General features: G+C 59.0%; 23 protein-coding genes and 1 pseudogene. 13 read left to right on the plus strand and 11 right to left on the minus strand.

What is annotated here, in order from left to right:
- Positions 1-32: 32 nt before the first annotated feature.
- Together EQV90_RS12295 and sutA are read left to right on the plus strand one after the other, a co-directional pair.
- Positions 33-1,370, plus strand: coding sequence for an ammonium transporter (locus EQV90_RS12295; protein WP_003437894.1), 1,338 nt, complete (start codon positions 33-35; stop codon positions 1,368-1,370).
- 504 nt (positions 1,371-1,874) lie between these two features.
- A complete protein-coding gene (gene sutA / locus EQV90_RS12300; protein ID WP_003437896.1) occupies positions 1,875-2,201 on the plus strand; it encodes a transcriptional regulator SutA in 327 nt (108 codons plus the stop codon).
- Positions 2,202-2,296: 95 nt separating this feature from the next.
- Here the strand turns inward: sutA and EQV90_RS12305 are convergent, their stop codons facing one another.
- From EQV90_RS12305 to EQV90_RS12330, 6 genes are read right to left on the minus strand one after another with little or no spacing between them, the layout of a single operon-like run.
- Positions 2,297-2,989, minus strand: a complete 693-nt coding sequence (locus tag EQV90_RS12305; RefSeq protein WP_127196628.1) for an HAD family hydrolase — start codon at positions 2,987-2,989, stop codon at positions 2,297-2,299.
- Positions 2,986-3,882 (minus strand): tyrosine recombinase XerC, encoded by an 897-nt coding sequence (gene xerC / locus EQV90_RS12310; RefSeq protein ID WP_160626478.1) that lies wholly within the window; start codon positions 3,880-3,882, stop codon positions 2,986-2,988. The genes EQV90_RS12305 and xerC overlap by 4 nt, the downstream gene beginning before the upstream one ends.
- Positions 3,883-3,884: 2 nt before the next feature.
- Positions 3,885-4,601, minus strand: a complete 717-nt coding sequence (locus EQV90_RS12315) for a DUF484 family protein (protein WP_010656738.1) — start codon at positions 4,599-4,601, stop codon at positions 3,885-3,887.
- A 13-nt stretch (positions 4,602-4,614) separates the two neighbouring features.
- Positions 4,615-5,445 (minus strand): diaminopimelate epimerase, encoded by an 831-nt coding sequence (dapF, locus tag EQV90_RS12320; RefSeq protein ID WP_003437904.1) that lies wholly within the window; start codon positions 5,443-5,445, stop codon positions 4,615-4,617.
- Between the two features lie 4 nt (positions 5,446-5,449).
- Positions 5,450-6,697: a diaminopimelate decarboxylase gene (lysA, locus tag EQV90_RS12325; protein WP_010656737.1), complete on the minus strand. Its 1,248-nt coding sequence runs from the start codon at positions 6,695-6,697 to the stop codon at positions 5,450-5,452.
- Positions 6,698-6,706: 9 nt separating this feature from the next.
- Positions 6,707-6,862: a lipoprotein gene (locus EQV90_RS12330; protein ID WP_010656736.1), complete on the minus strand. Its 156-nt coding sequence runs from the start codon at positions 6,860-6,862 to the stop codon at positions 6,707-6,709.
- A 203-nt stretch (positions 6,863-7,065) separates the two neighbouring features.
- On the opposite strand from EQV90_RS12330, the gene cyaY reads away from it, so the two are divergent.
- The 3 genes from cyaY to rnk all read left to right on the plus strand — a co-directional run bounded on the left by cyaY (position 7,066) and on the right by rnk (position 8,174).
- Entirely contained in the window at positions 7,066-7,398 is a 333-nt protein-coding gene (cyaY, locus tag EQV90_RS12335) for an iron donor protein CyaY (RefSeq protein WP_240878153.1), read from the plus strand.
- Positions 7,395-7,616: a DUF1289 domain-containing protein gene (locus EQV90_RS12340; RefSeq protein WP_165439565.1), complete on the plus strand. Its 222-nt coding sequence runs from the start codon at positions 7,395-7,397 to the stop codon at positions 7,614-7,616. The genes cyaY and EQV90_RS12340 overlap by 4 nt, the downstream gene beginning before the upstream one ends.
- 144 nt (positions 7,617-7,760) lie before the next feature.
- The gene (gene rnk / locus EQV90_RS12345; RefSeq protein ID WP_003437910.1) at positions 7,761-8,174 is read left to right on the plus strand and encodes a nucleoside diphosphate kinase regulator; all 414 of its coding nucleotides are present in this window, start codon (positions 7,761-7,763) and stop codon (positions 8,172-8,174) included.
- 56 nt (positions 8,175-8,230) lie between these two features.
- Here rnk and EQV90_RS12350 read toward each other — a convergent pair.
- Positions 8,231-9,505: pseudogene (locus EQV90_RS12350) on the minus strand (class I adenylate cyclase); the annotation flags it as partial.
- A gap of 179 nt (positions 9,506-9,684) precedes the next feature.
- Positions 9,685-9,954, minus strand: a complete 270-nt coding sequence (locus EQV90_RS12355) for a TIGR02647 family protein (protein ID WP_003437912.1) — start codon at positions 9,952-9,954, stop codon at positions 9,685-9,687.
- A 406-nt stretch (positions 9,955-10,360) separates the two neighbouring features.
- Here EQV90_RS12355 and oscA point away from each other — a divergent pair, with 406 nt between their 5' ends.
- From oscA to EQV90_RS12380, 5 genes are all read left to right on the plus strand, one after another.
- The gene (gene oscA, locus EQV90_RS12360) at positions 10,361-10,543 is read left to right on the plus strand and encodes a sulfur starvation response protein OscA (protein WP_003437913.1); all 183 of its coding nucleotides are present in this window, start codon (positions 10,361-10,363) and stop codon (positions 10,541-10,543) included.
- A gap of 68 nt (positions 10,544-10,611) precedes the next feature.
- A complete protein-coding gene (locus EQV90_RS12365) occupies positions 10,612-11,625 on the plus strand; it encodes a sulfate ABC transporter substrate-binding protein (RefSeq protein WP_003437914.1) in 1,014 nt (337 codons plus the stop codon).
- Between the two features lie 90 nt (positions 11,626-11,715).
- Positions 11,716-12,534, plus strand: coding sequence for a sulfate ABC transporter permease subunit CysT (cysT, locus tag EQV90_RS12370; RefSeq protein ID WP_003437916.1), 819 nt, complete (start codon positions 11,716-11,718; stop codon positions 12,532-12,534).
- Positions 12,535-12,547: 13 nt separating this feature from the next.
- Positions 12,548-13,420, plus strand: a complete 873-nt coding sequence (gene cysW / locus EQV90_RS12375; RefSeq protein WP_003437917.1) for a sulfate ABC transporter permease subunit CysW — start codon at positions 12,548-12,550, stop codon at positions 13,418-13,420.
- A 3-nt stretch (positions 13,421-13,423) separates the two neighbouring features.
- Complete coding sequence (locus EQV90_RS12380) at positions 13,424-14,404, plus strand: sulfate ABC transporter ATP-binding protein (protein WP_003437918.1); 981 nt, start codon at positions 13,424-13,426, stop codon at positions 14,402-14,404.
- Between the two features lie 47 nt (positions 14,405-14,451).
- Here the strand turns inward: EQV90_RS12380 and EQV90_RS12385 are convergent, their stop codons facing one another.
- Positions 14,452-14,733, minus strand: a complete 282-nt coding sequence (locus tag EQV90_RS12385) for a YheV family putative zinc ribbon protein (protein ID WP_003437919.1) — start codon at positions 14,731-14,733, stop codon at positions 14,452-14,454.
- Positions 14,730-16,808: an oligopeptidase A gene (gene prlC, locus EQV90_RS12390; RefSeq protein ID WP_165878373.1), complete on the minus strand. Its 2,079-nt coding sequence runs from the start codon at positions 16,806-16,808 to the stop codon at positions 14,730-14,732. Before prlC ends, EQV90_RS12385 begins: the two co-directional genes overlap by 4 nt.
- A 75-nt stretch (positions 16,809-16,883) precedes the next feature.
- Between prlC and EQV90_RS12395 the strand changes: the two genes are divergently transcribed.
- Together EQV90_RS12395 and EQV90_RS12400 are read left to right on the plus strand one after the other, a co-directional pair.
- Positions 16,884-17,432, plus strand: coding sequence for a gamma carbonic anhydrase family protein (locus EQV90_RS12395; RefSeq protein WP_003437921.1), 549 nt, complete (start codon positions 16,884-16,886; stop codon positions 17,430-17,432).
- 22 nt (positions 17,433-17,454) lie between these two features.
- The gene (locus tag EQV90_RS12400; RefSeq protein ID WP_003437923.1) at positions 17,455-18,102 is read left to right on the plus strand and encodes an HAD family hydrolase; all 648 of its coding nucleotides are present in this window, start codon (positions 17,455-17,457) and stop codon (positions 18,100-18,102) included.
- A 65-nt stretch (positions 18,103-18,167) separates the two neighbouring features.
- Here EQV90_RS12400 and EQV90_RS12405 read toward each other — a convergent pair whose 3' ends face one another.
- Positions 18,168-18,647, minus strand: coding sequence for an Mpo1-like protein (locus EQV90_RS12405; protein ID WP_240878155.1), 480 nt, complete (start codon positions 18,645-18,647; stop codon positions 18,168-18,170).
- Positions 18,648-18,801: 154 nt separating this feature from the next.
- On the opposite strand from EQV90_RS12405, the gene EQV90_RS12410 reads away from it, so the two are divergent.
- The gene (locus EQV90_RS12410; RefSeq protein WP_003437925.1) at positions 18,802-19,383 is read left to right on the plus strand and encodes an alpha/beta hydrolase; all 582 of its coding nucleotides are present in this window, start codon (positions 18,802-18,804) and stop codon (positions 19,381-19,383) included.
- Positions 19,384-19,395 lie beyond the last annotated feature (12 nt).

Consider the following 19,395-nt stretch of genomic DNA (forward strand, 5'->3'; position numbering starts at 1 on the left):
CGCCATACCCCAACGCCCCAGGAGAAAACACTATGACTCTGCGTAAAATCGCAGGGCTCGGAGCCCTGCTGTCCGTCGTAATGCCAGGCCTGGCCATGGCGGCAGACGAAGTAGCGGCTCCAGTCCTCAATTCGGGCGACACCGCCTGGATGCTGACTGCAACGGCTTTGGTGCTGTTTATGACCATCCCCGGCCTGGCGCTGTTCTACGGCGGCATGGTGCGCTCCAAAAACATTCTTTCCGTGATGATGCAGTGCTTCGCCATTACCGGTTTGATCAGCATTCTGTGGGTCATTTATGGCTACAGCATCACGTTCGATACCACGGGCATGGAGCAGGGCGTCACCAACTTCAACTCGTTCATCGGCGGGTTCTCCAAAGCCTTCCTGGCAGGGGTGACTCCGGACAGCCTGACGTCCTCTACCGCACTGTTTCCGGAAGCGGTGTTCATCACCTTCCAGATGACCTTCGCCATCATCACCCCGGCACTGATCGTCGGCGCCTTTGCCGAACGCATGAAGTTCTCGGCCATGCTGATTTTCATGGGTGTGTGGTTCACCCTGGTGTATGCACCAATTGCCCACATGGTGTGGAGCGGTAATGGTGGCCTGCTGTGGGACTGGGGCGTGCTGGATTTCGCGGGCGGTACCGTGGTGCATATCAACGCCGGTATTGCAGGCCTTGTAGCGTGCATCGTGCTCGGCAAGCGCAAAGGCTACCCGAACACTCCGATGGCCCCGCACAACCTTGGCTACACCCTGGTGGGCGCCGCCATGCTGTGGATCGGCTGGTTCGGTTTCAACGCAGGTTCGGCAGCTGCCGCCAACGGCACCGCCGGCATGGCGATGCTGGTGACCCAGATCGCAACTGCGGCAGCGGCGCTGGGCTGGATGTTTGCCGAGTGGGTCACCCACGGCAAACCAAGTGCATTGGGGATCGCCTCTGGCGTGGTCGCCGGTCTGGTTGCCATCACCCCGGCAGCAGGCACCGTTGGCCCTATGGGTTCGATCGTGATCGGCCTGTCGGCGGGGGTGATCTGCTTCTTCTGCGCCACCAGCCTCAAGCGCAAGCTGGGCTATGACGATTCGCTGGATGCATTCGGCGTACACGGTATCGGCGGCATTGTCGGTGCCATCCTTACCGGTGTGTTTGCAGCGCCGGCCCTGGGCGGTTTCGGCACCGTGACCGATATCGCCGCTCAAGTCTGGATTCAGTGCAAAGGCGTTGCCTTCACCGTGATCTACACCGCGATTGTGACCTTCGTCATACTCAAAGTGCTGGATGCCGTAATCGGCCTGCGTGTGGCTGAAGAGGAAGAGGCAGTTGGCCTGGACCTGGCACAACACAACGAACGCGGTTACAACCTGTAACTGACGGTCAGAAAAATACCCGGCACGCCGGGTATTTTTTTGTCTGTAATGTGGCCTGATTCGCAACAATCAGATGACTTTTCCTGCTCCCATGTCCCGAGATCGGTTCGGCAATGATTTGTAGGATGATCACTTACAGCGCAACTCGACTATTAGCTGCTTTGCTTTTTTTTCCAGCGCGCTAGAATGCGCGCCGAAGGCCACAAAACTGTGTCCTGGCAGGACGAAGGCGGGGATGACCTCCAGACGCTTTCAAGGCCCAAGGGCCGGGCTGCCGGTTGCTCCAGCCAACACAGCGGAACAACTGGCACCGGACATTCGGCAAGGTGCTTATTTGGGCGAGTTCCGCAATTGTTGCTGCGCTCGTAAAGTCCTCATCATTTTAATCAGTGGTGAGGCGTGAGCCGAGGTTTACCCAAGGCTACTTTTTCACCGGCGGCGGTCGACATTTGTCGCATCTGGTCTATATAACTAATCTGCTTTAAGTAAGTCATGGGGTAGAACATGAGCGACGACGATCTGGAAAATGATGACCTCGAAGTAGGTGACGAGGACGAAACCGAGGAAGGCCTGGAAGCGGCAGCCGAAGACGTTGCAGACGACGACAGTGGCGACGATGCTCCGGTTCCGGCAGCCAAAGGTAAATCCAAGGCTGCAGTGTCGATTGATGACCTGCCGAGTGTAGAAGCCAAAAACAAGGAGCGTGATGCTCTGGCCCGTGCCATGGAAGAGTTTTTGTCCAAAGGTGGCAAGGTGCAGGAAGTCGAGGCCAACGTGGTGGCAGACCCACCCAAGAAGCCTGACAACAAGTACGGCAGCCGTCCTATCTAAGGATTTATTGCCGGCTTGAAGAAAAAACCCGCCGTCGCTGCGGGTTTTTTTGTGTCTGCAGCCTTGGCCCATCTTCTGCAGGAGCGAGCTTGCTCCTACAAAATGTGTTTCAACACCGCCGGCAACTCACTCAGGCAGCCGATCTCGGCATCCGCAGCCTTGTCGCCTTCCCAGCGCTTGCCGCCGGGGTTGAACCAGATCGCGCGCATGCCCGCCTGCTGGGCTCCGGCAATATCATCACCGGGGTGATCGCCCACGTGCACGGCTGCCGCAGGCGAGATATTGCCGCCACGCACCAGTGCCTCGTGAAACAGGCGCGCATCCGGCTTGGCAATACCGATGTCTTCGGCGCACAGCACGAACTTGAAGTGATGCCCCAGGCCGATGCGCCGCACATCGGCGTTGCCGTTGGTCACCACGCCCAGGTTGTAATCCCGGGCCAGTATCGTCAGTACCGGCTCTGCCTGCGGGAACAGCTGCAGCGCATGCCGGGCCTCGATGAACACCTCAAATGCCTGGTCTGCCAGGGTTGCAGCGTTCATGTAACCCGCGCCCTGCAATGCATGGAATAACACCCGCCGGCGCAGCGCGCTGATTCGGTGACGCAATTGCGGCTCGTCGCTCAATACCTGCTGACGCAGTGCCTGAAACGCCGCAACGTCCAACGCGCCCACTTTTGGTGCATTGGCAACCAACCATTCGCGCAACCGGGTTTCAGCACTGACAATCACCGGCGCGGTATCCCACAGGGTGTCGTCGAGGTCGAAGGTAATCAACTCAATGGTCATTCATTGCCCTTACTGCGTTTGGCCCTTGGGTGGGCGCTGTCATAGACCGTTGCCAGATGCTGGAAATCCAGATGGGTATAGATTTGAGTGGTCTTGATGTCGGCATGCCCGAGCAATTCTTGCACGGCGCGCAAGTCCTGGGAGGACTCCAGCAAATGGCTGGCGAATGAATGACGCAACATGTGCGGATGCAGATTTTGCCCCAACTCGCGCTCGCCGGCGGCCTTGACCCGCAACTGAATGGCCCGCGGCCCAAGACGCCTGCCACGCTGACTGACAAACACGGCGTCATCCTCCGGGTTGGCCAGTGCCCGCAACGGCAACCACGCCTGCAGCGCCTCACGGGCCTTTTTGCCCACTGGCAGCACCCGGGTCTTGCTGCCCTTGCCGAGTACTTCAACCAGTCCGTCGGCCAGGTCGAGCTGATCCAGATTGAGCCCCGTGAGCTCTGACAGGCGCAGCCCCGATGAGTAGAACAGCTCCAGGATGGCCTGGTCGCGCAGGGCCAGAAATTCGTCTTCGACCGCGCCCTCAAGCAATTGCAGAGCCCGGTCCGTGTCCAGGGTTTTGGGCAGGCGACGCTCGCCTTTGGGCGGCGCCAGGCCATTGGCCGGGTCGTGATCGCACAGGCCTTCACGATTCAGATAGTGATAGAGCCCTCGCACTGCCGACAACAAGCGGGCAATGCTGCGTGAGGACTGGCCTTGCTGATGCAGACGCGACACCAGTTGGCGCAGGCGCTGGATATCCAGTGCGCGCCAGCCGGCAATTGATTCTTTGCTGCAAAACGCCAGCACCTTGTTCAGGTCGCGGCGGTAGGCCTGCAGCGTATGGGGCGACACTTGGCGCTCACTGCGCAGGTGGGTGCAGTAAGCGTCCAGCTGTCGCTCCATGACTAACGTACCGGGCGCAGGGCGTTGGTGAAGCGCGGCAATACACGGCCCAGTACTTGCGCGATATAACCGAGGAACAGCGTGCCTACCGAGCTTTTGTAGTGCTGCGGATCGCGGCTGGCAAGGGCCAGCACACCATGCAGCCCCAGATGATTGAGGGCCACCACCGCAGTGGAACCAATCTCTTTGCGCTGCTCTTCACCGAACAAAAAGTCCAGTTCATGCTCACGCAAGCTGCCACTGACGGCCTTGCCTTCAGTCAGCAAGCCACCCAGGGCACGCTGAGCATCGGCGCTGCTGACCCAACGACCGACCGGCATGGGATTGTCACCAAACAGCACCAGGCTGACGAACGGCACCTGAAAGTCCTGACGCAGGCTGTCTTCGACGGCAATCACCAGCTCTTCAAGGCTGGTGGCGTCCATCAAGGCAAGGTTCAGGCGACGGGTTTTTTCGAACAGCCGATCATTGTCGCGGGCTACGTCCATCAACTGTGACAAACGATGACGCATCTCGATATTACGGCCACGCAACAGTTCCAGCTGTCGTTCTACCAGCGAAATCGTATCGCCGCGCTGGTGAGGAATCCGCAGCGACAGGAGCAACTCCTCACGCTGGCTGAAGAAATCCGGGTGAGCTTGCAGATAGGCCGCAACCGTCGCCGCCTCCGGGGTTTCAGCAGGCATTTCGAGATCTGCAGACTGTGGCTTGTCGGTCATCGTTAGCGCTCACTCATAAACGGACTTGTCCTTCGTAAACACGCATCGCCGGGCCGGTCATGATCACCGAATGACCCGGGCCTGCCCACTCGATGGACAGGCGTCCACCGGGCAAATCCAGAATCAACGGCGAGTCCATCCAGCCCTGGCTGATCGCCGCCACTGCCGCGGCACAGGCACCGGTACCGCAGGCCTGGGTTTCCCCGGCACCACGCTCCCAGACCCGCAGTTGCCCGCGCTGACGATCTATAACGTGCAGAAAACCGACATTGACCCGCGCCGGAAAGCGCGGGTGATGTTCAATTTTTGGCCCCAGTTCATGCACCGGCGCAGCGTTGATATCGTCAACGCGCAACACCGCATGGGGGTTGCCCATCGAGACGGCTGCCAGTTCAACGCGCTGGCCGTCGACATCCAGTTCATAGCTCAGCGCCTGGGCGTCGGCAATGAACGGGATCTCTTCGGGGACCAGTCGCGGCGGCCCCATGTCGACGCTGATTTGCCCGTCGCTGCGCACATTCAGTTCGATAATGCCGCCTTTGGTTTCGACCTTGAACTGGCGCTTGGTGGTCAAACGCTTGTCGAGCACAAAGCGCGCGAAGCAGCGTGCACCGTTACCGCACTGCTCAACTTCGGAACCGTCGGAGTTGAAGATCCGGTAACGGAAGTCCACCTCAGGATTGCTCGGCGCTTCGACCAGCAACAGCTGATCGAAACCGACGCCCGTGTGCCGATCACCCCATTGCTTGGCATGCTTGGGCAAAATATGCGCGTGCTGGCTGACCAGGTCGAGAACCATGAAGTCATTGCCCAGCCCGTGCATTTTAGTAAAACGCAGCAACATGGGATTACTCCGGCAACAGGCTTTCGCCGGCAAACAACTCAGCTACGGTCTCGCGGCGGCGAACTTCAAACGCCTGGTCGCCATCCACCAGAATTTCTGCGGCGCGACCACGGGTGTTGTAGTTCGAGCTCATGACAAAGCCGTAGGCACCGGCCGAATGCACAGCCAGCAAATCACCTTCAGCCAGCGCCAACTGGCGGTCTTTTGCCAGGAAGTCGCCGGTTTCGCAGATCGGCCCCACGATGTCGTAAGCACGGGCCTGAGTGTCACGCGGGCGAACCGCAGTCACGTCCATCCAGGCCTGATACAGCGCCGGGCGAATCAGGTCGTTCATGGCCGCATCGACGATGGCGAAATCTTTGTGCTCGGTGTGCTTGAGATACTCAACCCGGGTCAACAGTACGCCCGCGTTGGCCACAATAAAACGGCCCGGCTCAAATACCAGCGCCAGATCACGACCGTCGAGACGCTCGCGCACGGCCTTGATGTAATCCCCGGCCAGTGGCGGCTCTTCATCGCGGTAACGCACACCCAGGCCACCGCCAAGGTCGATATGACGCAGATAGATGCCGCAATCGCCCAGGCGATCAACCAGCCCCAGCAGGCGGTCGAGGGCATCGATGAAAGGCTCGAGGGTGGTCAGTTGCGAACCGATATGGCAATCGACGCCAACCACTTCCAGGTTCGGCAACTGGGCGGCGCGGATGTACACATCCTCGGCATCGGCAATGGCGATGCCGAACTTGTTTTCCTTGAGGCCGGTGGAGATGTACGGATGCGTCCCCGCATCGACGTCCGGATTGACCCGCAGCGAGACCGGCGCGCGAACACCCAGCTCGGCGGCCACCACTTGCAGGCGCTCCAGCTCATCGGTGGACTCGACGTTGAAACAGTGCACGCCCACTTCCAGGGCGCGACGCATGTCGTCGCGGGTCTTGCCGACACCGGAAAACACGATTTTGTCTGCCGAGCCGCCCGCGGCCAGCACACGCTCCAGCTCACCACGGGACACAATGTCGAAACCGGCGCCCAGACGCGCCAGGACATTGAGCACGCCCAGGTTGGAGTTGGCCTTGACCGCAAAACACACCAGGTGCGGCATGCCGTCCAGCGCATTGGCAAAAGCGTTGTATTGCGCCTCGATGTGCGCCCGGGAATAAACGTACGTCGGCGTGCCAAAGCGCTCGGCAATGGCCGTCAGTGCGACACCTTCGGCGAACAGCTCGCCGTCCCGATAGTTAAAAGCGTCCATGGTGTTCCCTTATTGGTGCTTATGCGCTTGCGATTGCGACGATTTCGCTTGGTCATCGGGGTTTTGGCTGTCATCGGGCAGATACAGCGGACCTTTTTGACCACAGGCAGAAACAAGGCAGGCGACCGCGACGAGCGCAGCAATAGAAGAGATCAGGCGCTTCATGGCGAAATCCTTTGGAAAGCGTTAATTGCGCCCGAGTATACCCAGCGCCTACCAGCTTGCCTATGCAGCAGACAGCTCGAACAGGAGCACCTGTCTGGATAATCAGTGGTGGTTGGCCGAACGCTGTCTTAGGGTTTGCAATCGGCCTGGAGCGCCCGTATCTTGCGAGTTCCGAGCATGACTAGACACTACGAGGTTCCACCATGAGTTTGACTGAAGCCCGTTTTCACGATCTGGTCGATGCCACCCAGGAAAATCTGGAAGACATCTTCGACGACTGTAATCTGGACGTAGATGTAGAAAATTCCGCCGGAATCCTGACGGTCAAGTTTGAGAATGGCAAAGCGCTGATCTTCAGCCGCCAGGCACCTGTGCTTCAGCTCTGGCTTGCCGCTCCCAATGGCGGTTTTCACTTTGACTACGATGAAAAACGCAGTTCGTGGAAGTGCGATAAAAGCGAGGAGTTGCTCAGCGAAATGGTCCATCGGCTGACCAAGGAACACGCAGGCGCCGAGCTGGAATTTGAAGAGATCTGATTGTGACTGCTCCTGCTAAACCCGCTAAACCCCTGTACAGCAATATCAGTCCGGCAGTGCCGTCCCCATGTATCAGCACTTGCCGGCTGGATGAACACAAAGTGTGTCTGGGCTGCTTTCGCCACGTTGAAGATATCCGCGAGTGGCGCTCGGCAGACGACCAGCGGCGTCGGGTGATTTGTGAACAGGCCCGGCAACGCCGCATGCCAGGCCACTGACCCCGGATCACTGTCACCAGCTTGTGTATTTATTTTGCTGTGGTAGTGTCCGGGTTCGCCTCGCACTAACGAGGTTCGTCAAAACCCCGCCATTTTCCGGCGGGGTTTTGCTTTTTTGTGCAGAAAAAAGGAGTCTGCCAGGTCATGAGCACCCCAACCCCACTCATCCTCACCCGTCTGGACGTTCAGCGTCTTGAGCAACTCATCGACAGCCTGCCGGAAACGACTCCTGGCGTTGAGGCTTTGCAAGCTGAACTCGATCGCGCCGAAACCATCGTCGGCCACGAAGAAGTGCCTGCTGGCGTTGTGACCATGAACTCGCGTGTCCATTGCCGCGAAGAAAGCAGTGGCAAGGACTATCGCCTGACCCTGGTTTACCCCAAGGACGCCAATGCGGACGAAGGCAAGATTTCGATTCTGGCGCCCGTTGGCAGCGCACTGCTGGGTCTGCAAGTAGGCCAGCACATCAATTGGCCAGCGCCGGGCGGCAAAACCCTCAAGCTGGAACTGCTCGAAGTTGAATACCAGCCAAAAGCCCCCGCCGACTTTACCGCTTAAGCCCCCGACGTCACGACGGTAGCGCTCGGCTTCGCGGCGCTACCCCAGCTTCTTTGCAGCGCGCCAGCCTGCTCATCAAGGGCGAACCGGCTCAAAAACCGATAGCTGACACTCAGCTCTTGAGCCAGCGCCAGGCGTTCGTGGCAGGCCTCTTCAGCCTTCCACTGCGAACGATTGTCGAGCGAAGCCAGCTGACACTCCCCCCAGCCCCACTCCCGGGTAAGGCGCTCAAGCAACTGGCGCTGCCACGGCACCCCGCGCGGTACGGCGCTGCCGGTCAGATTGCAATTAACCTTCAGGTACAGGCTGCGGCGCACCAGTTCCAGTCGTCGCAGGTCACCACGGGCAATCAGGTAGCGCTCGATACGCCGGTACACCACCACGTAAGGGTCCAGCTCATCGAGATTCAACTGGTTGGCGTATACCGCCTGCTTGAAACTCAGGCTCAGGCAGTGCACCTGCGGGTGCTCGCTGGCATAGACCTCAATCAGTAACAGCTTGAGCACCGACTTGTAGGGCGACTCTATGCCCTTGAACAATTGCCACAGCCCGGCGCCCAGGAACTCGCCTGGCGGAATGTGCGCCAGATGCCCCAGATCAATCACCTCACCGGATCCGATAAGGCCTTTGCTCAACAAATTACGGGTGAACTCGTCATACCGGACTTCTGCATTGACCGGCACCCACCACCACAGCGGTATGCGCCCCGCGAGCCAGATGGCGGTGCGATAAAACTCATCGAGCAACAAATTGTGCTGCGTTGTGCTGCCATTGCCCGAACACGGCTGAACCTCACGTTCGCCCCGCGCAAAGCGTTGCGCGTCGATCAGATAGAAGTGGGCTTCACAGCCCTGGCTCGCCGCCCACTGCTCCAGGCGATGGCATTTATTGCGCAATGCCTGCAACGCCACTTGCGACAAATCCGGACCATGGCAAAGCCACACATCCATGTCGCTTTGATCGGTCTGGGCCAACGTCCCCAGACTGCCCATCAAAAAAAGCCCATGAATCAACTGCGGCCTGGCTGAACAGCTCGTGTAGGAAAAGTTGCAGACAAGATGCTGCGCAAGGGCGAGTGTGTCGGCATCGGGTTCATAACCTGACACCCCGGCCGGGGTGCAGTCCGACACATAGCCGGGCAATAACGGGTGGTTCACATGAAATAGCAGCGCCAGCAGGTTCAGCAATCGCTGCTGACGTGGTGCCAGGCCTTCCATTGCACGGGCCAGACGCCCTTGATTGACCGTCAGGAAGCGCCCACGCAGTTGATTGAGAATCGGTCGGTCAACTCCCTCATGGAAGGCGCAATGCATTTCAGGGTGGGGTGTCATTTCACACTCAAACCGGCTCGCCAGGTAAGAAAGAGTAGGGAGCTACAGAACGGGAGTTTACAGCCAGCCACAAGAAAGGCTTAGAACGATTGTGTTTTTGACGTCAGATTTTTTACGCGGGGCAGGAAGTGTGCCCGCGGAATCATGATTCTTTTAGATCCCGAGGGCGATGCGTGGCGTCAGGCAAGTTCTGCCAGGGGTACGGCTACAAAAGGCTTGGTAGTCAGAATCGTCAACAGGGTTTGCACATGTTCAACTGCATCACGTCCCAGGCTCGTGAGGTAACCACCATCCGGCTGAGTGATCAGATCTTTTGCATACAGGCGCTTGGCAGCTTCAACCAGCTTTTTATCAGCGCTTTGATGGACTTTCAAACCCTCCTGGGAACTGTCCAGACTAAATTGTGCGAGGACTTCCAGTTCGGCAACCAACTCAGGGGTAAACGACATAAAGACTCCAGACTATGCAGGAAAAGACGACTTCCGCTCTAAAGTGATCGCACTGTCGCTGGCTGTCCAGTGATAGTTCCCACCTTTGTAAAGCAGCGTGTCGTACCTGCCTCGCGTCGACGCGCAGGCGAGGCTCTGGGAGTGTAGTCGCAGTCGTCATTTGCGCCCGATCAAATCGAATCTCTGCAGGCGCAATCTTGCTCGCATCGGCATCCGCCCGCCATTGCAACCAAATAGCTTTGTGCCTATGCCACGCCAGCGCGCGCCTGCAGCCGAGCGTTATCCGGGCATTCAGGGAGAAATGAGTTTTCAGTTATATAAGCATTCTTAAATAGTATTTTTAAGAATATCCCCGCCTCACTACTATTGCCCCCACGCCAGCCATTCCATCTTTCAGGAGCACACCATGAGCGCATCTCTGCGTAGCGTTGACGGTCAGGACGAAGCCACCATTCTGCGGGAAATCCAGAGCGCGCTTCGAGACCTGCGCTTTGGTGCTGTGGAAATCACCGTGCACAACGCTCAGGTGGTTCAAATCGAACGTAAAGAGAAATTCCGGCTGCAGAACTCCACCCAGAAAACCAGCTGAATCGTTGAGCGCGTACTCAGCCGGGTACGCTTATAAAAACTAAAAACGCATGCTTTGGAGCCTCACCTATGTCCCTACGCCGTTACGCTTTGGCCGCGCTGGCCAGTGCCATTTTTGCTGGCTCCGCTGTGGCCAAAGATTACGAATTGCTCAACGTTTCCTACGATCCGACCCGTGAGCTGTACCAGGATTACAACGCCGAATTCACCAATTTCTGGAAAGCCAGCCATCCCGGCGATAACGTCAAAATCCAGCAATCCCATGGCGGCTCGGGCAAACAGGCGCGCGGCGTCATCGATGGCCTGCGTGCCGACGTAGTGACCCTGGCCCTGGCCGGTGACATCGACGAAATCGCCAAACTGAATAAAGGCTCCCTGCCGGAAAACTGGCAAACCCGCCTGCCGGATGCCAGCACCCCTTACACCTCGACCATCGTGTTCCTGGTGCGCAAGGGCAACCCTAAAGGGATCAAGGACTGGGCTGATTTGACCAAAGACGGGGTGTCGGTGATTACCCCGAACCCTAAAACCAGCGGCGGCGCACGCTGGAACTTCCTTGCAGCCTATGCCTATGGCCTTAAAGCCAACGGTGGCGACGAGGAAAAAGCCAAGCAATACCTGAAAACATTGTTCAAACACGTACCGGTGCTGGATACCGGTGCACGTGGGTCGACCATTACCTTCGTCAACAACGGTCAGGGCGACGTACTGCTGGCGTGGGAAAACGAAGCTTTCCTGGCCCTGAAAGAAGATGGCGGCGCTGACAAGTTCGACATCGTCGTACCTTCACTGTCGATTCTGGCCGAACCGCCAGTAGCTGTAGTCGACAAAAACGCCGACAAAAAAGGCAATGCCGAGATCGCCAAAGCGTACCTCGAGCACCTGTACAGCCCGGCAGGTCAGGAAATAGCAGCGAAGAACTTCTACCGTCCCCGTGACGAAAAAGTCGCTGCCAAATACGCCGCGCAGTTTCCGAAACTGGAACTGGTGACTATCGACAAAGACTTCGGCGGCTGGAAGACTGCGCAACCGAAATTTTTCAATGACGGTGGCGTGTTCGACCAGATCTACCAGGCGCAATAACCTGTGGGAGCGGGGCGTTAGCCTCGCTGAAAGCTAGAACATTAAGCCCGCAATCGGTTTGCGGGCTTCGTGCGTTAACCAAGGACTTTTATGTCGCGTCGTATCTCCCCCGTCATACCCGGCTTCGGGCTGACGCTGGGTTACACCTTGGTGTACCTCAGCCTCATCGTGCTTATTCCACTGGCGGCGATGTTTGTACATGCCGCCCAACTGACCTGGGACCAGTTCTGGGCCATCATCAGCGCCCCCAGAGTGCTGGCTGCATTGCAGCTGAGCTTTGGTACGGCCTTCTTTGCCGCGATCATCAACGGTGTAATCGGCACTGTGCTGGCCTGGATCCTGGTGCGCTACACCTTCCCCGGGCGCAAGGTCATCGATGCCATGATCGACCTTCCATTTGCCCTGCCGACTGCCGTAGCGGGTATTGCCCTGACTGCGCTGTATGCCCCCAACGGCTGGATCGGCCAGTTCGCTGCCGACCTGGGCTTCAAAATCGCTTACACCCCGATGGGTATCACCCTGGCACTGACCTTCGTCACCTTGCCGTTTGTGGTGCGTACCGTGCAGCCGGTGCTGGCCGATATCCCCCGTGAAATCGAAGAAGCCGCCGCCTGCCTGGGGGCCAAGCCTCTGCAAGTGTTCCGCTACATCCTGGTACCGGCCTTGTTGCCGGCCTGGTTGACCGGTTTTGCCCTGGCCTTTGCCCGTGGCGTCGGCGAGTACGGCTCGGTAATTTTCATCGCCGGCAACATGCCGTTCAAAACTGAAATTTTGCCGCTGCTGATCATGGTCAAGCTGGACCAATACGACTACACCGGTGCCACGGCCATTGGCGTGATGATGCTGGTGGTTTCCTTCATTTTGCTGCTGGTGATCAATTTGATTCAGCGGCGCATCGAAAAACCGTGAAGGAGGCCTGACCATGTCCAATTCAACACTGAGCGCCTCGACCGTAGCCAACGCCGCCCGCCGTGGCAGCCCGCTGTCGCGGCGCCTGCTGATCGGCTTCGGCTGGCTGTTTTTCACCCTGTTCCTGTTGCTGCCACTGCTGATCGTGGTGTCCCAGGGTTTGAAAATGGGCGTCGGCACGTTCTTCGACGCCATTCTCGAACCCGACGCCCTGTCGGCACTCAAGCTGACCATCATTGCGGTGGTGATTTCGGTACCGCTGAACGTGGTGTTCGGCGTCAGCGCAGCCTGGTGCGTGAGCAAATACAGCTTCCGCGGCAAAAGCATCCTGGTCACCCTGATCGACCTGCCGTTCTCGGTATCGCCGGTCATCGCCGGTCTGGTCTACGTGCTGATGTTCGGCGCCCAGGGCTTCCTGGGCCCATGGCTGCAGGACCACGACATCCAGATCGTGTTCGCGCTGCCGGGTATTGTGCTGGCAACCATCTTCGTCACCGTGCCCTTCGTCGCCCGTGAGCTGATCCCGCTGATGCAGGAGCAGGGCACGCAGGAAGAAGAAGCCGCACGCCTGCTGGGCGCCAATGGCTGGCAGATGTTCTGGCACGTCACGGTGCCCAATATCAAATGGGGCCTGATCTACGGTGTGGTGCTGTGTACTGCACGGGCGATGGGCGAATTTGGCGCGGTGTCGGTGGTTTCCGGGCACATTCGCGGGGTGACCAACACCCTGCCGCTGCACGTCGAGATCCTCTACAACGAGTACAACCACGTTGCCGCCTTCGCTGTGGCCACCCTGTTGCTGATCCTGGCGCTCTTCATCCTGCTGCTCAAGCAGTGGAGCGAATCCCGTATTAACCGCCTGCGCGCCAGCGCCGCGGAGGAATAAACCATGTCGATCGAAGTCCGTAACGTCAGCAAGAACTTCAATGCCTTCAAGGCCCTGAACAGTATCAACCTGGACATTCACAGCGGCGAACTGGTGGCCCTGCTCGGCCCGTCCGGCTGTGGCAAAACCACCTTGCTGCGCATCATCGCAGGCCTGGAAACTCCGGACGAAGGCAACATCGTGTTCCACGGTGAAGACGTCTCGGGCCACGATGTACGCGATCGCAACGTCGGTTTCGTGTTCCAGCATTACGCCCTGTTCCGCCACATGACGGTGTTCGACAACGTCGCCTTCGGCCTGCGCATGAAGCCGAAAAAAGAGCGCCCGAGTGAAACCCGCATCGCCGAAAAAGTTCATGAACTGCTGAACATGGTGCAACTGGACTGGTTGTCGGATCGTTACCCGGAGCAATTGTCCGGTGGTCAGCGCCAGCGTATCGCCCTGGCCCGCGCCCTGGCCGTAGAGCCCAAGGTGCTGTTGCTGGACGAACCGTTCGGCGCGCTTGATGCCAAGGTCCGTAAAGAGCTGCGCCGCTGGTTGGCGCGCCTGCACGAAGACATCAACCTGACCTCGGTATTCGTGACCCACGACCAGGAAGAAGCGATGGAAGTCGCCGACCGCATCGTGGTCATGAACAAGGGTGTTATCGAGCAGATCGGCTCACCGGGCGAAGTCTACGAAAACCCGGCCAGCGATTTCGTGTACCACTTTCTGGGCGACTCCAACCGCCTGCATGTCGGTGAAGACCAGCACCTGCTGTTCCGCCCGCACGAAGTGTCGCTGTCGCGGCATGAACTCGAAGACCACCATGGTGCCGAGGTACGCGACATCCGCCCGTTGGGTGCGACCACCCGGGTGACGTTGAAAGTTGAAGGGCAAAGCGAGCTGATCGAAGTTGAAGTGGTCAAGGACCACGACAGCCTGACCGATCTGGCCCGTGGCCAGACGTTGTTCTTCAAGCCGAAGGTATGGCAGAAGGGCTGACAGCAACACCTGTCGCAGGAGCGAGCTTGCTCGCTCCTGCGGGTGTTTTATTCCGGTTTTTTCAGCTTCGGATTCGGAAAAAACTGAACGGCCTGGACCTTGGGGTCCGGGGCTTTTTTCAGGGCTGAAACATTCACCCGCGTACCCAATTCCTTGGGCACCGACAGGCCTTGTTCATTCAACGTGTCCGAATAACCGCAGGCCACGCATTCGCGGTGCGGTACGTCATCTTCGTTCCACATCATCAACTTGTCAGGCTCGCTGCACGCCGGGCAGACAGCCCCGGCGATAAAGCGTTTTTTGGTCACGTTCACCGGTGTGTCACTCATGCTGCCGCGTCCTCGGTCAGACCGCTGTGACGCAATAACGCGTCGATCGAAGGCTCACGACCACGGAAGTCCTTGAACAACTCCATCGGTGCCAGCGAACCGCCCCGGGCCAGAATCGCCTGACGGAAAGCCTTGCCGGTTTGCGGGTTGAACACGCCTTCTTCTTCAAAGCGCGAGAAAGCATCCGCCGACAGCACTTCAGCCCATTTGTAGCTGTAATAACCCGCCGCGTAACCGCCGGCAAAGATATGCGCAAAGCTGTTGGGGAAGCGGTTGTAGGCCGGCGGACGCATGACCGACACTTCGTCGCGGATACCGTCCAGCACCTGCGCCACGCTGCGCCCGTCACCATGGGTGGCGTGCAATTCGAAGTCGAACAGCGAGAATTCCAGCTGGCGAACCATCATCAGCCCGGACTGGAAGTTCTTGGCCGCGAGCATCTTGTCCAGCAGGTCTTTGGGCAGGGCTTCGCCGGTTTCGTAGTGACCGGAAATCAGCGCCAGGCCTTCAGGTTCCCAGCACCAGTTCTCCATGAACTGGCTCGGCAACTCGACCGCATCCCAGGCCACGCCGTTGATACCGGACACGCCCGCGTGCTCGATCTCGGTCAGCATGTGGTGCAGGCCGTGACCAAATTCGTGGAACAACGTGGTGACTTCATCGTGGGTCAGCAACGCAGGCTTGCCCGCAACCGCCGGCGTGAAGTTGCACACCAGGTTGGCCACCGGGTTTTGCAGGGTGCCGGCAGCTGTGCGACGGCGATCACGAGCGCCGTCCATCCATGCACCGCCACGCTTGTTGGCGCGGGCATAGAGGTCAAAGAAGAAACGCCCGATGTGCTGGCCGTTTTCCTTGATTTCGAACAGTCGAACGTCCGGGTGCCAGGTATCAAAGCCCTTGATTTCAGCGATTTCGATGCCGTACAACTTCTGCACAATGGCAAACAGGCCGCCCAGTACCTTGTCGATCGGGAAGTAAACCCGCAGTGCTTCCTGGGACACGCTGTAACGCTGTTCGCGCAACTTTTCGCCAAAGAACCCGCTGTCCCAGCTTTTCAGCTCCGGGCAACCCTGCTCGGCAGCATAGGCCTGCAACTGCTGCAGATCGCGGACGGCAAATGGCTTGCTGCGCTTGGCCAGATCCCGCAGGAAGGTCAGCACCTGATCCGGGGTTTCAGCCATTTTGGTGGCCAGGCTCAGCTCGGCAAAGCTGGCAAAACCCAGGAGCCGGGCCAGTTCCTGGCGCAGGTCGAGGATTTCTTCCATCACCGGGCCGTTGTCGAACTTGCCCGCATTCGGGCCCTGGTCCGAGGCGCGGGTGCAGTACGCGGCATAGACTTCTTCACGCAGGGCGCGATCTTCGGCGTAGGTCATGACCGGGAAGTAGCTCGGGAATTCCAGGCTGATCAGCCAGCCGTCGAGGCCTTTGGCCTGGGCGGCTGCCGCCATTTGCGCCTTGGCCGACTCTGTCAGGCCCGCCAGCGCAGCTTCGTCGGTGATGTGCTTGGTCCAGGCCTGGGTCGCGTCCAGCAGCTGGTTGGAAAACTTGCTGCCCAGCTCCGACAGCTTGCTCTGCACCTCGGCGTAGCGCTTTTGCTCGGCTGGCGGCAGATCGATACCCGACAGGCGGAAGTCACGCAGCGAATGCTCGAGAATGGTTTTTTGTGCCTGGTCGAAGTCCGCTACTTGCGGGCTGTGGGCCAGGGCTTCGAAGGCCTGGAACAGTTCGCGGTTCTGGCCCATCTCGGTCGAATAGGCGCTCAATGCAGGCAAGCAGGCCTCGTAGGCTTCGCGCAGCTCGGCGCTGTTGCACACCGCATTCAGGTGGCTGACCGGGCTCCAGGCGGCGCCCAGTCTGTCGTTCAACTCATCCATCGCCAATACCAGGCCGGCCCATGTCGGCTTCTGACCCTGGTCGGCGAGGATTTTTTGAATGCCGGCGCGGTTGTCGGCGAGGATCTGCTCGATGGCCGGCTGTACGTGCTCAGGACGGATCGCCGAGAACGGCGGCAGGTCGTAGGGCTGCAAAAGAGGGTTGTTCTCGCTCACGTTAGGCACCTTGGCTTGAAGAAACATTGGGCCATCTTAATTACAATCGCTGCAGACCGCAGCACTGCTACGCCCTATCACTGCTAAAGAAGGAAGCAATTTGTGTCCATTCGTCCGTTCCAGCAGCACACACCGACCCTGGGCGAGCGCGCCTTTGTCGATCGCTCGGCGGTGGTGATCGGCGATGTCGAGATCGGCGCCGACAGCTCTGTCTGGCCGCTGACCGTCATCCGCGGCGACATGCACCGCATCCGCATCGGCGCGCGCACCAGCGTGCAGGACGGCTGCGTGCTCCACATCACCCACGCCGGGCCCTTTAATCCGGACGGTTTCCCGCTGTTGATCGGCGATGACGTGACCATCGCGCACAAAGTCATGCTGCATGGCTGTACCGTGGGCAGCCGTATCCTGATCGGCATGGGCAGCATCGTCATGGACGGCGCCATCATCGAAGACCAGGTAATAGTCGGTGCCGGCAGCCTGGTTCCCCCGGGCAAACGTCTGGCCAGCGGCTTTCTGTATGTCGGCAGCCCGGTCAGGCAAGTGCGCGAACTGACCGAAAAAGAACAGGCCTTCTTCACTTACAGCGCCGGCAACTACGTAAAACTCAAAGACCAGCACCTGGCCGAAGGCTACGACCAGCCGGTTTAAGCTCACCATTCTGGAGCCCTGCATGCATTACCAAAACGTTTTGTTCGACCTCGACGGCACCCTGACCGACCCGCGTGAAGGCATCACCCGTTCGATCCAGTTTGGCCTGGGCAAAATGGGCATTGATGAGCCCGACCTGAGCAAACTCGAACACTTCATCGGCCCGCCCCTGCTGCAACAGTTCATGGCCACCTATGGCTTTGACGAGGCTCGGGCGTGGGAAGCGATGGGCTTCTATCGCGAGCGTTTTGCGGTCACCGGCCTGTATGAAAACCACGTCTTCGACGGCGTCCAGCAACTGCTTGAAGAGCTGCAAGGGCAGGGCCGCCAGCTGTTTATCGCGACGTCCAAACCCCACGTCTACGCGCGGGAAATCGCCCGGCATTTTGATTTCGCCAAACACTTCAAAGTGATCTACGGCAGCGAACTGGACGGCACCCGCACCAACAAGGTCGAGCTGATTGCCCATTTGATGCAGGAGCAAGGGCTGGACCCGACCCAGACCCTGATGATCGGCGACCGCAAGCATGACCTGATCGGTGCCCGGGACAACGGCATGGACGCGGCAGCCGTGGGCTATGGTTTTGGCAGCTTTGAAGAGCTGAATTCCTTCGCCCCCAAATACCACTTTGAGACGCTGGCCCAGCTGCATCAGGCATTCAAAGGCTGACAAAAGGCTGTGGGAGCTGGCTTGCCAGCGATGCAGCCATCGCCAGCAAGCGGGCTCCCACACAGTCAAACCTGCCGCGCCTCGATCTCGCGCTTTAAATCCCCGCGCCAGCCCAGCAAAAAGCCCAGCTCCACCACCACAAACAGCGGCCCCACGATCAGCCCGGTCACGTCATCGATAAACGCCGGTTTACGCCCTTCGTAGTAATGCCCGACGAACTGAATCCCCCAGCCGACAACAAACAAGCCAACCCCCCAGCCCAGCCACGCGCCTGTACTCAGCGCCGCCAGGCTGTGCCCCAGCCATACGGCAAGACCCAACAGCAGCGTCATCAACAGCCCCAGGCGCAGCTCCAGGCGCAAGTAAAACACCGCCGCCCCCAGCGTCAGCAGCACCGCGGGAGAAACCCCTGCCCATTGCGGGCGCGACAACAACACCGCAACAGCCACCACGATCAGCGGGATACCAATGAAATGGCTGACGATATTGCGCGGGTCACGGTGATAAGCGGCGTATTGGCTTAGATGGTCGACCAGGCTTTTCATGGCGGCAGCTCTTGGAGTGGACGATGTGCTGAGCTTAGCCCAGCGCCGAAAATGATTTTTTGGTTATTAATAAATAGCTTCTTATTCCTTAGAGAATCTAAAAACCGTCCCTATACTGACTCGGTAACACACATACCGCTGGAGACGCACACCCATGGGCAACGAATCGATACGCTATTTGATAGTGCCGGGCTGGCAAGGTTCGTCCGACGATCATTGGCAAACCCACTGGCAAAACAGCTTACCGAACAGTACCCGGGTGGAGCAGGACGACTGGCTGACGCCGCGGCGTGAAGACTGGATCGCAGCCCTGGCCGAAGCGATTGCCGCCGACAGCACCCCGGTGATTCTGATTGCCCATAGCCTGGGGTGCATCACGGTGGCGCACTGGGCCGAGCGCGCGCCGTCCAGCCTGCTGAGCCAGGTACGCGGTGCCTTGTTGGTGGCCCCGGCCGATGTCGAACGCCCGGCCTGCGCCCCGGCCTTGCGAAACTTTGCACCGATTCCCCGGCAACCGTTGCCGTTCCCGAGCCAGATTGTCAGCTCCGATAACGACTCCGCGGTCAGTGCGCCACGGGCCATGGAGTTTGCCCGCCAGTGGGGTGCCAAGATCGGGATCATCAGCGGCGCCGGACATATCAACGTCAAATCCGGTCACCAGCGCTGGGAACAAGGGTTCGCCTTTTTGTACCGCCTGCAAACCCGCATCGAGCAAGGCGCCCTGCGCCGCGCATGAATTTTTTGTAAC

Origin of the sequence: Pseudomonas sp. TMW22089, assembly GCF_022496645.1 — a bacterium.
GTDB classification, from domain to species: Bacteria; Pseudomonadota; Gammaproteobacteria; order Pseudomonadales; family Pseudomonadaceae; genus Aquipseudomonas; species Aquipseudomonas paraversuta.

Excerpts from the sequence above, each read along its gene's own strand:
- EQV90_RS12295 (WP_003437894.1), top strand. The coding sequence starts at position 33 with ATGACTCTGCGTAAAATCGCAGGGCTCGGAGCCCTGCTGTCCGTCGTA.
- sutA (WP_003437896.1), top strand. The coding sequence starts at position 1,875 with ATGAGCGACGACGATCTGGAAAATGATGACCTCGAAGTAGGTGACGAG.
- EQV90_RS12305 (WP_127196628.1), bottom strand. The coding sequence starts at position 2,989 with ATGACCATTGAGTTGATTACCTTCGACCTCGACGACACCCTGTGGGAT.
- xerC (WP_160626478.1), bottom strand. The coding sequence starts at position 3,882 with ATGGAGCGACAGCTGGACGCTTACTGCACCCACCTGCGCAGTGAGCGC.
- EQV90_RS12315 (WP_010656738.1), bottom strand. The coding sequence starts at position 4,601 with ATGACCGACAAGCCACAGTCTGCAGATCTCGAAATGCCTGCTGAAACC.
- dapF (WP_003437904.1), bottom strand. The coding sequence starts at position 5,445 with ATGTTGCTGCGTTTTACTAAAATGCACGGGCTGGGCAATGACTTCATG.
- lysA (WP_010656737.1), bottom strand. The coding sequence starts at position 6,697 with ATGGACGCTTTTAACTATCGGGACGGCGAGCTGTTCGCCGAAGGTGTC.
- EQV90_RS12330 (WP_010656736.1), bottom strand. The coding sequence starts at position 6,862 with ATGAAGCGCCTGATCTCTTCTATTGCTGCGCTCGTCGCGGTCGCCTGC.
- cyaY (WP_240878153.1), top strand. The coding sequence starts at position 7,066 with ATGAGTTTGACTGAAGCCCGTTTTCACGATCTGGTCGATGCCACCCAG.
- rnk (WP_003437910.1), top strand. The coding sequence starts at position 7,761 with ATGAGCACCCCAACCCCACTCATCCTCACCCGTCTGGACGTTCAGCGT.
- EQV90_RS12355 (WP_003437912.1), bottom strand. The coding sequence starts at position 9,954 with ATGTCGTTTACCCCTGAGTTGGTTGCCGAACTGGAAGTCCTCGCACAA.
- oscA (WP_003437913.1), top strand. The coding sequence starts at position 10,361 with ATGAGCGCATCTCTGCGTAGCGTTGACGGTCAGGACGAAGCCACCATT.
- EQV90_RS12365 (WP_003437914.1), top strand. The coding sequence starts at position 10,612 with ATGTCCCTACGCCGTTACGCTTTGGCCGCGCTGGCCAGTGCCATTTTT.
- cysT (WP_003437916.1), top strand. The coding sequence starts at position 11,716 with ATGTCGCGTCGTATCTCCCCCGTCATACCCGGCTTCGGGCTGACGCTG.
- cysW (WP_003437917.1), top strand. The coding sequence starts at position 12,548 with ATGTCCAATTCAACACTGAGCGCCTCGACCGTAGCCAACGCCGCCCGC.
- EQV90_RS12380 (WP_003437918.1), top strand. The coding sequence starts at position 13,424 with ATGTCGATCGAAGTCCGTAACGTCAGCAAGAACTTCAATGCCTTCAAG.
- EQV90_RS12385 (WP_003437919.1), bottom strand. The coding sequence starts at position 14,733 with ATGAGTGACACACCGGTGAACGTGACCAAAAAACGCTTTATCGCCGGG.
- prlC (WP_165878373.1), bottom strand. The coding sequence starts at position 16,808 with ATGTTTCTTCAAGCCAAGGTGCCTAACGTGAGCGAGAACAACCCTCTT.
- EQV90_RS12400 (WP_003437923.1), top strand. The coding sequence starts at position 17,455 with ATGCATTACCAAAACGTTTTGTTCGACCTCGACGGCACCCTGACCGAC.
- EQV90_RS12405 (WP_240878155.1), bottom strand. The coding sequence starts at position 18,647 with ATGAAAAGCCTGGTCGACCATCTAAGCCAATACGCCGCTTATCACCGT.
- EQV90_RS12410 (WP_003437925.1), top strand. The coding sequence starts at position 18,802 with ATGGGCAACGAATCGATACGCTATTTGATAGTGCCGGGCTGGCAAGGT.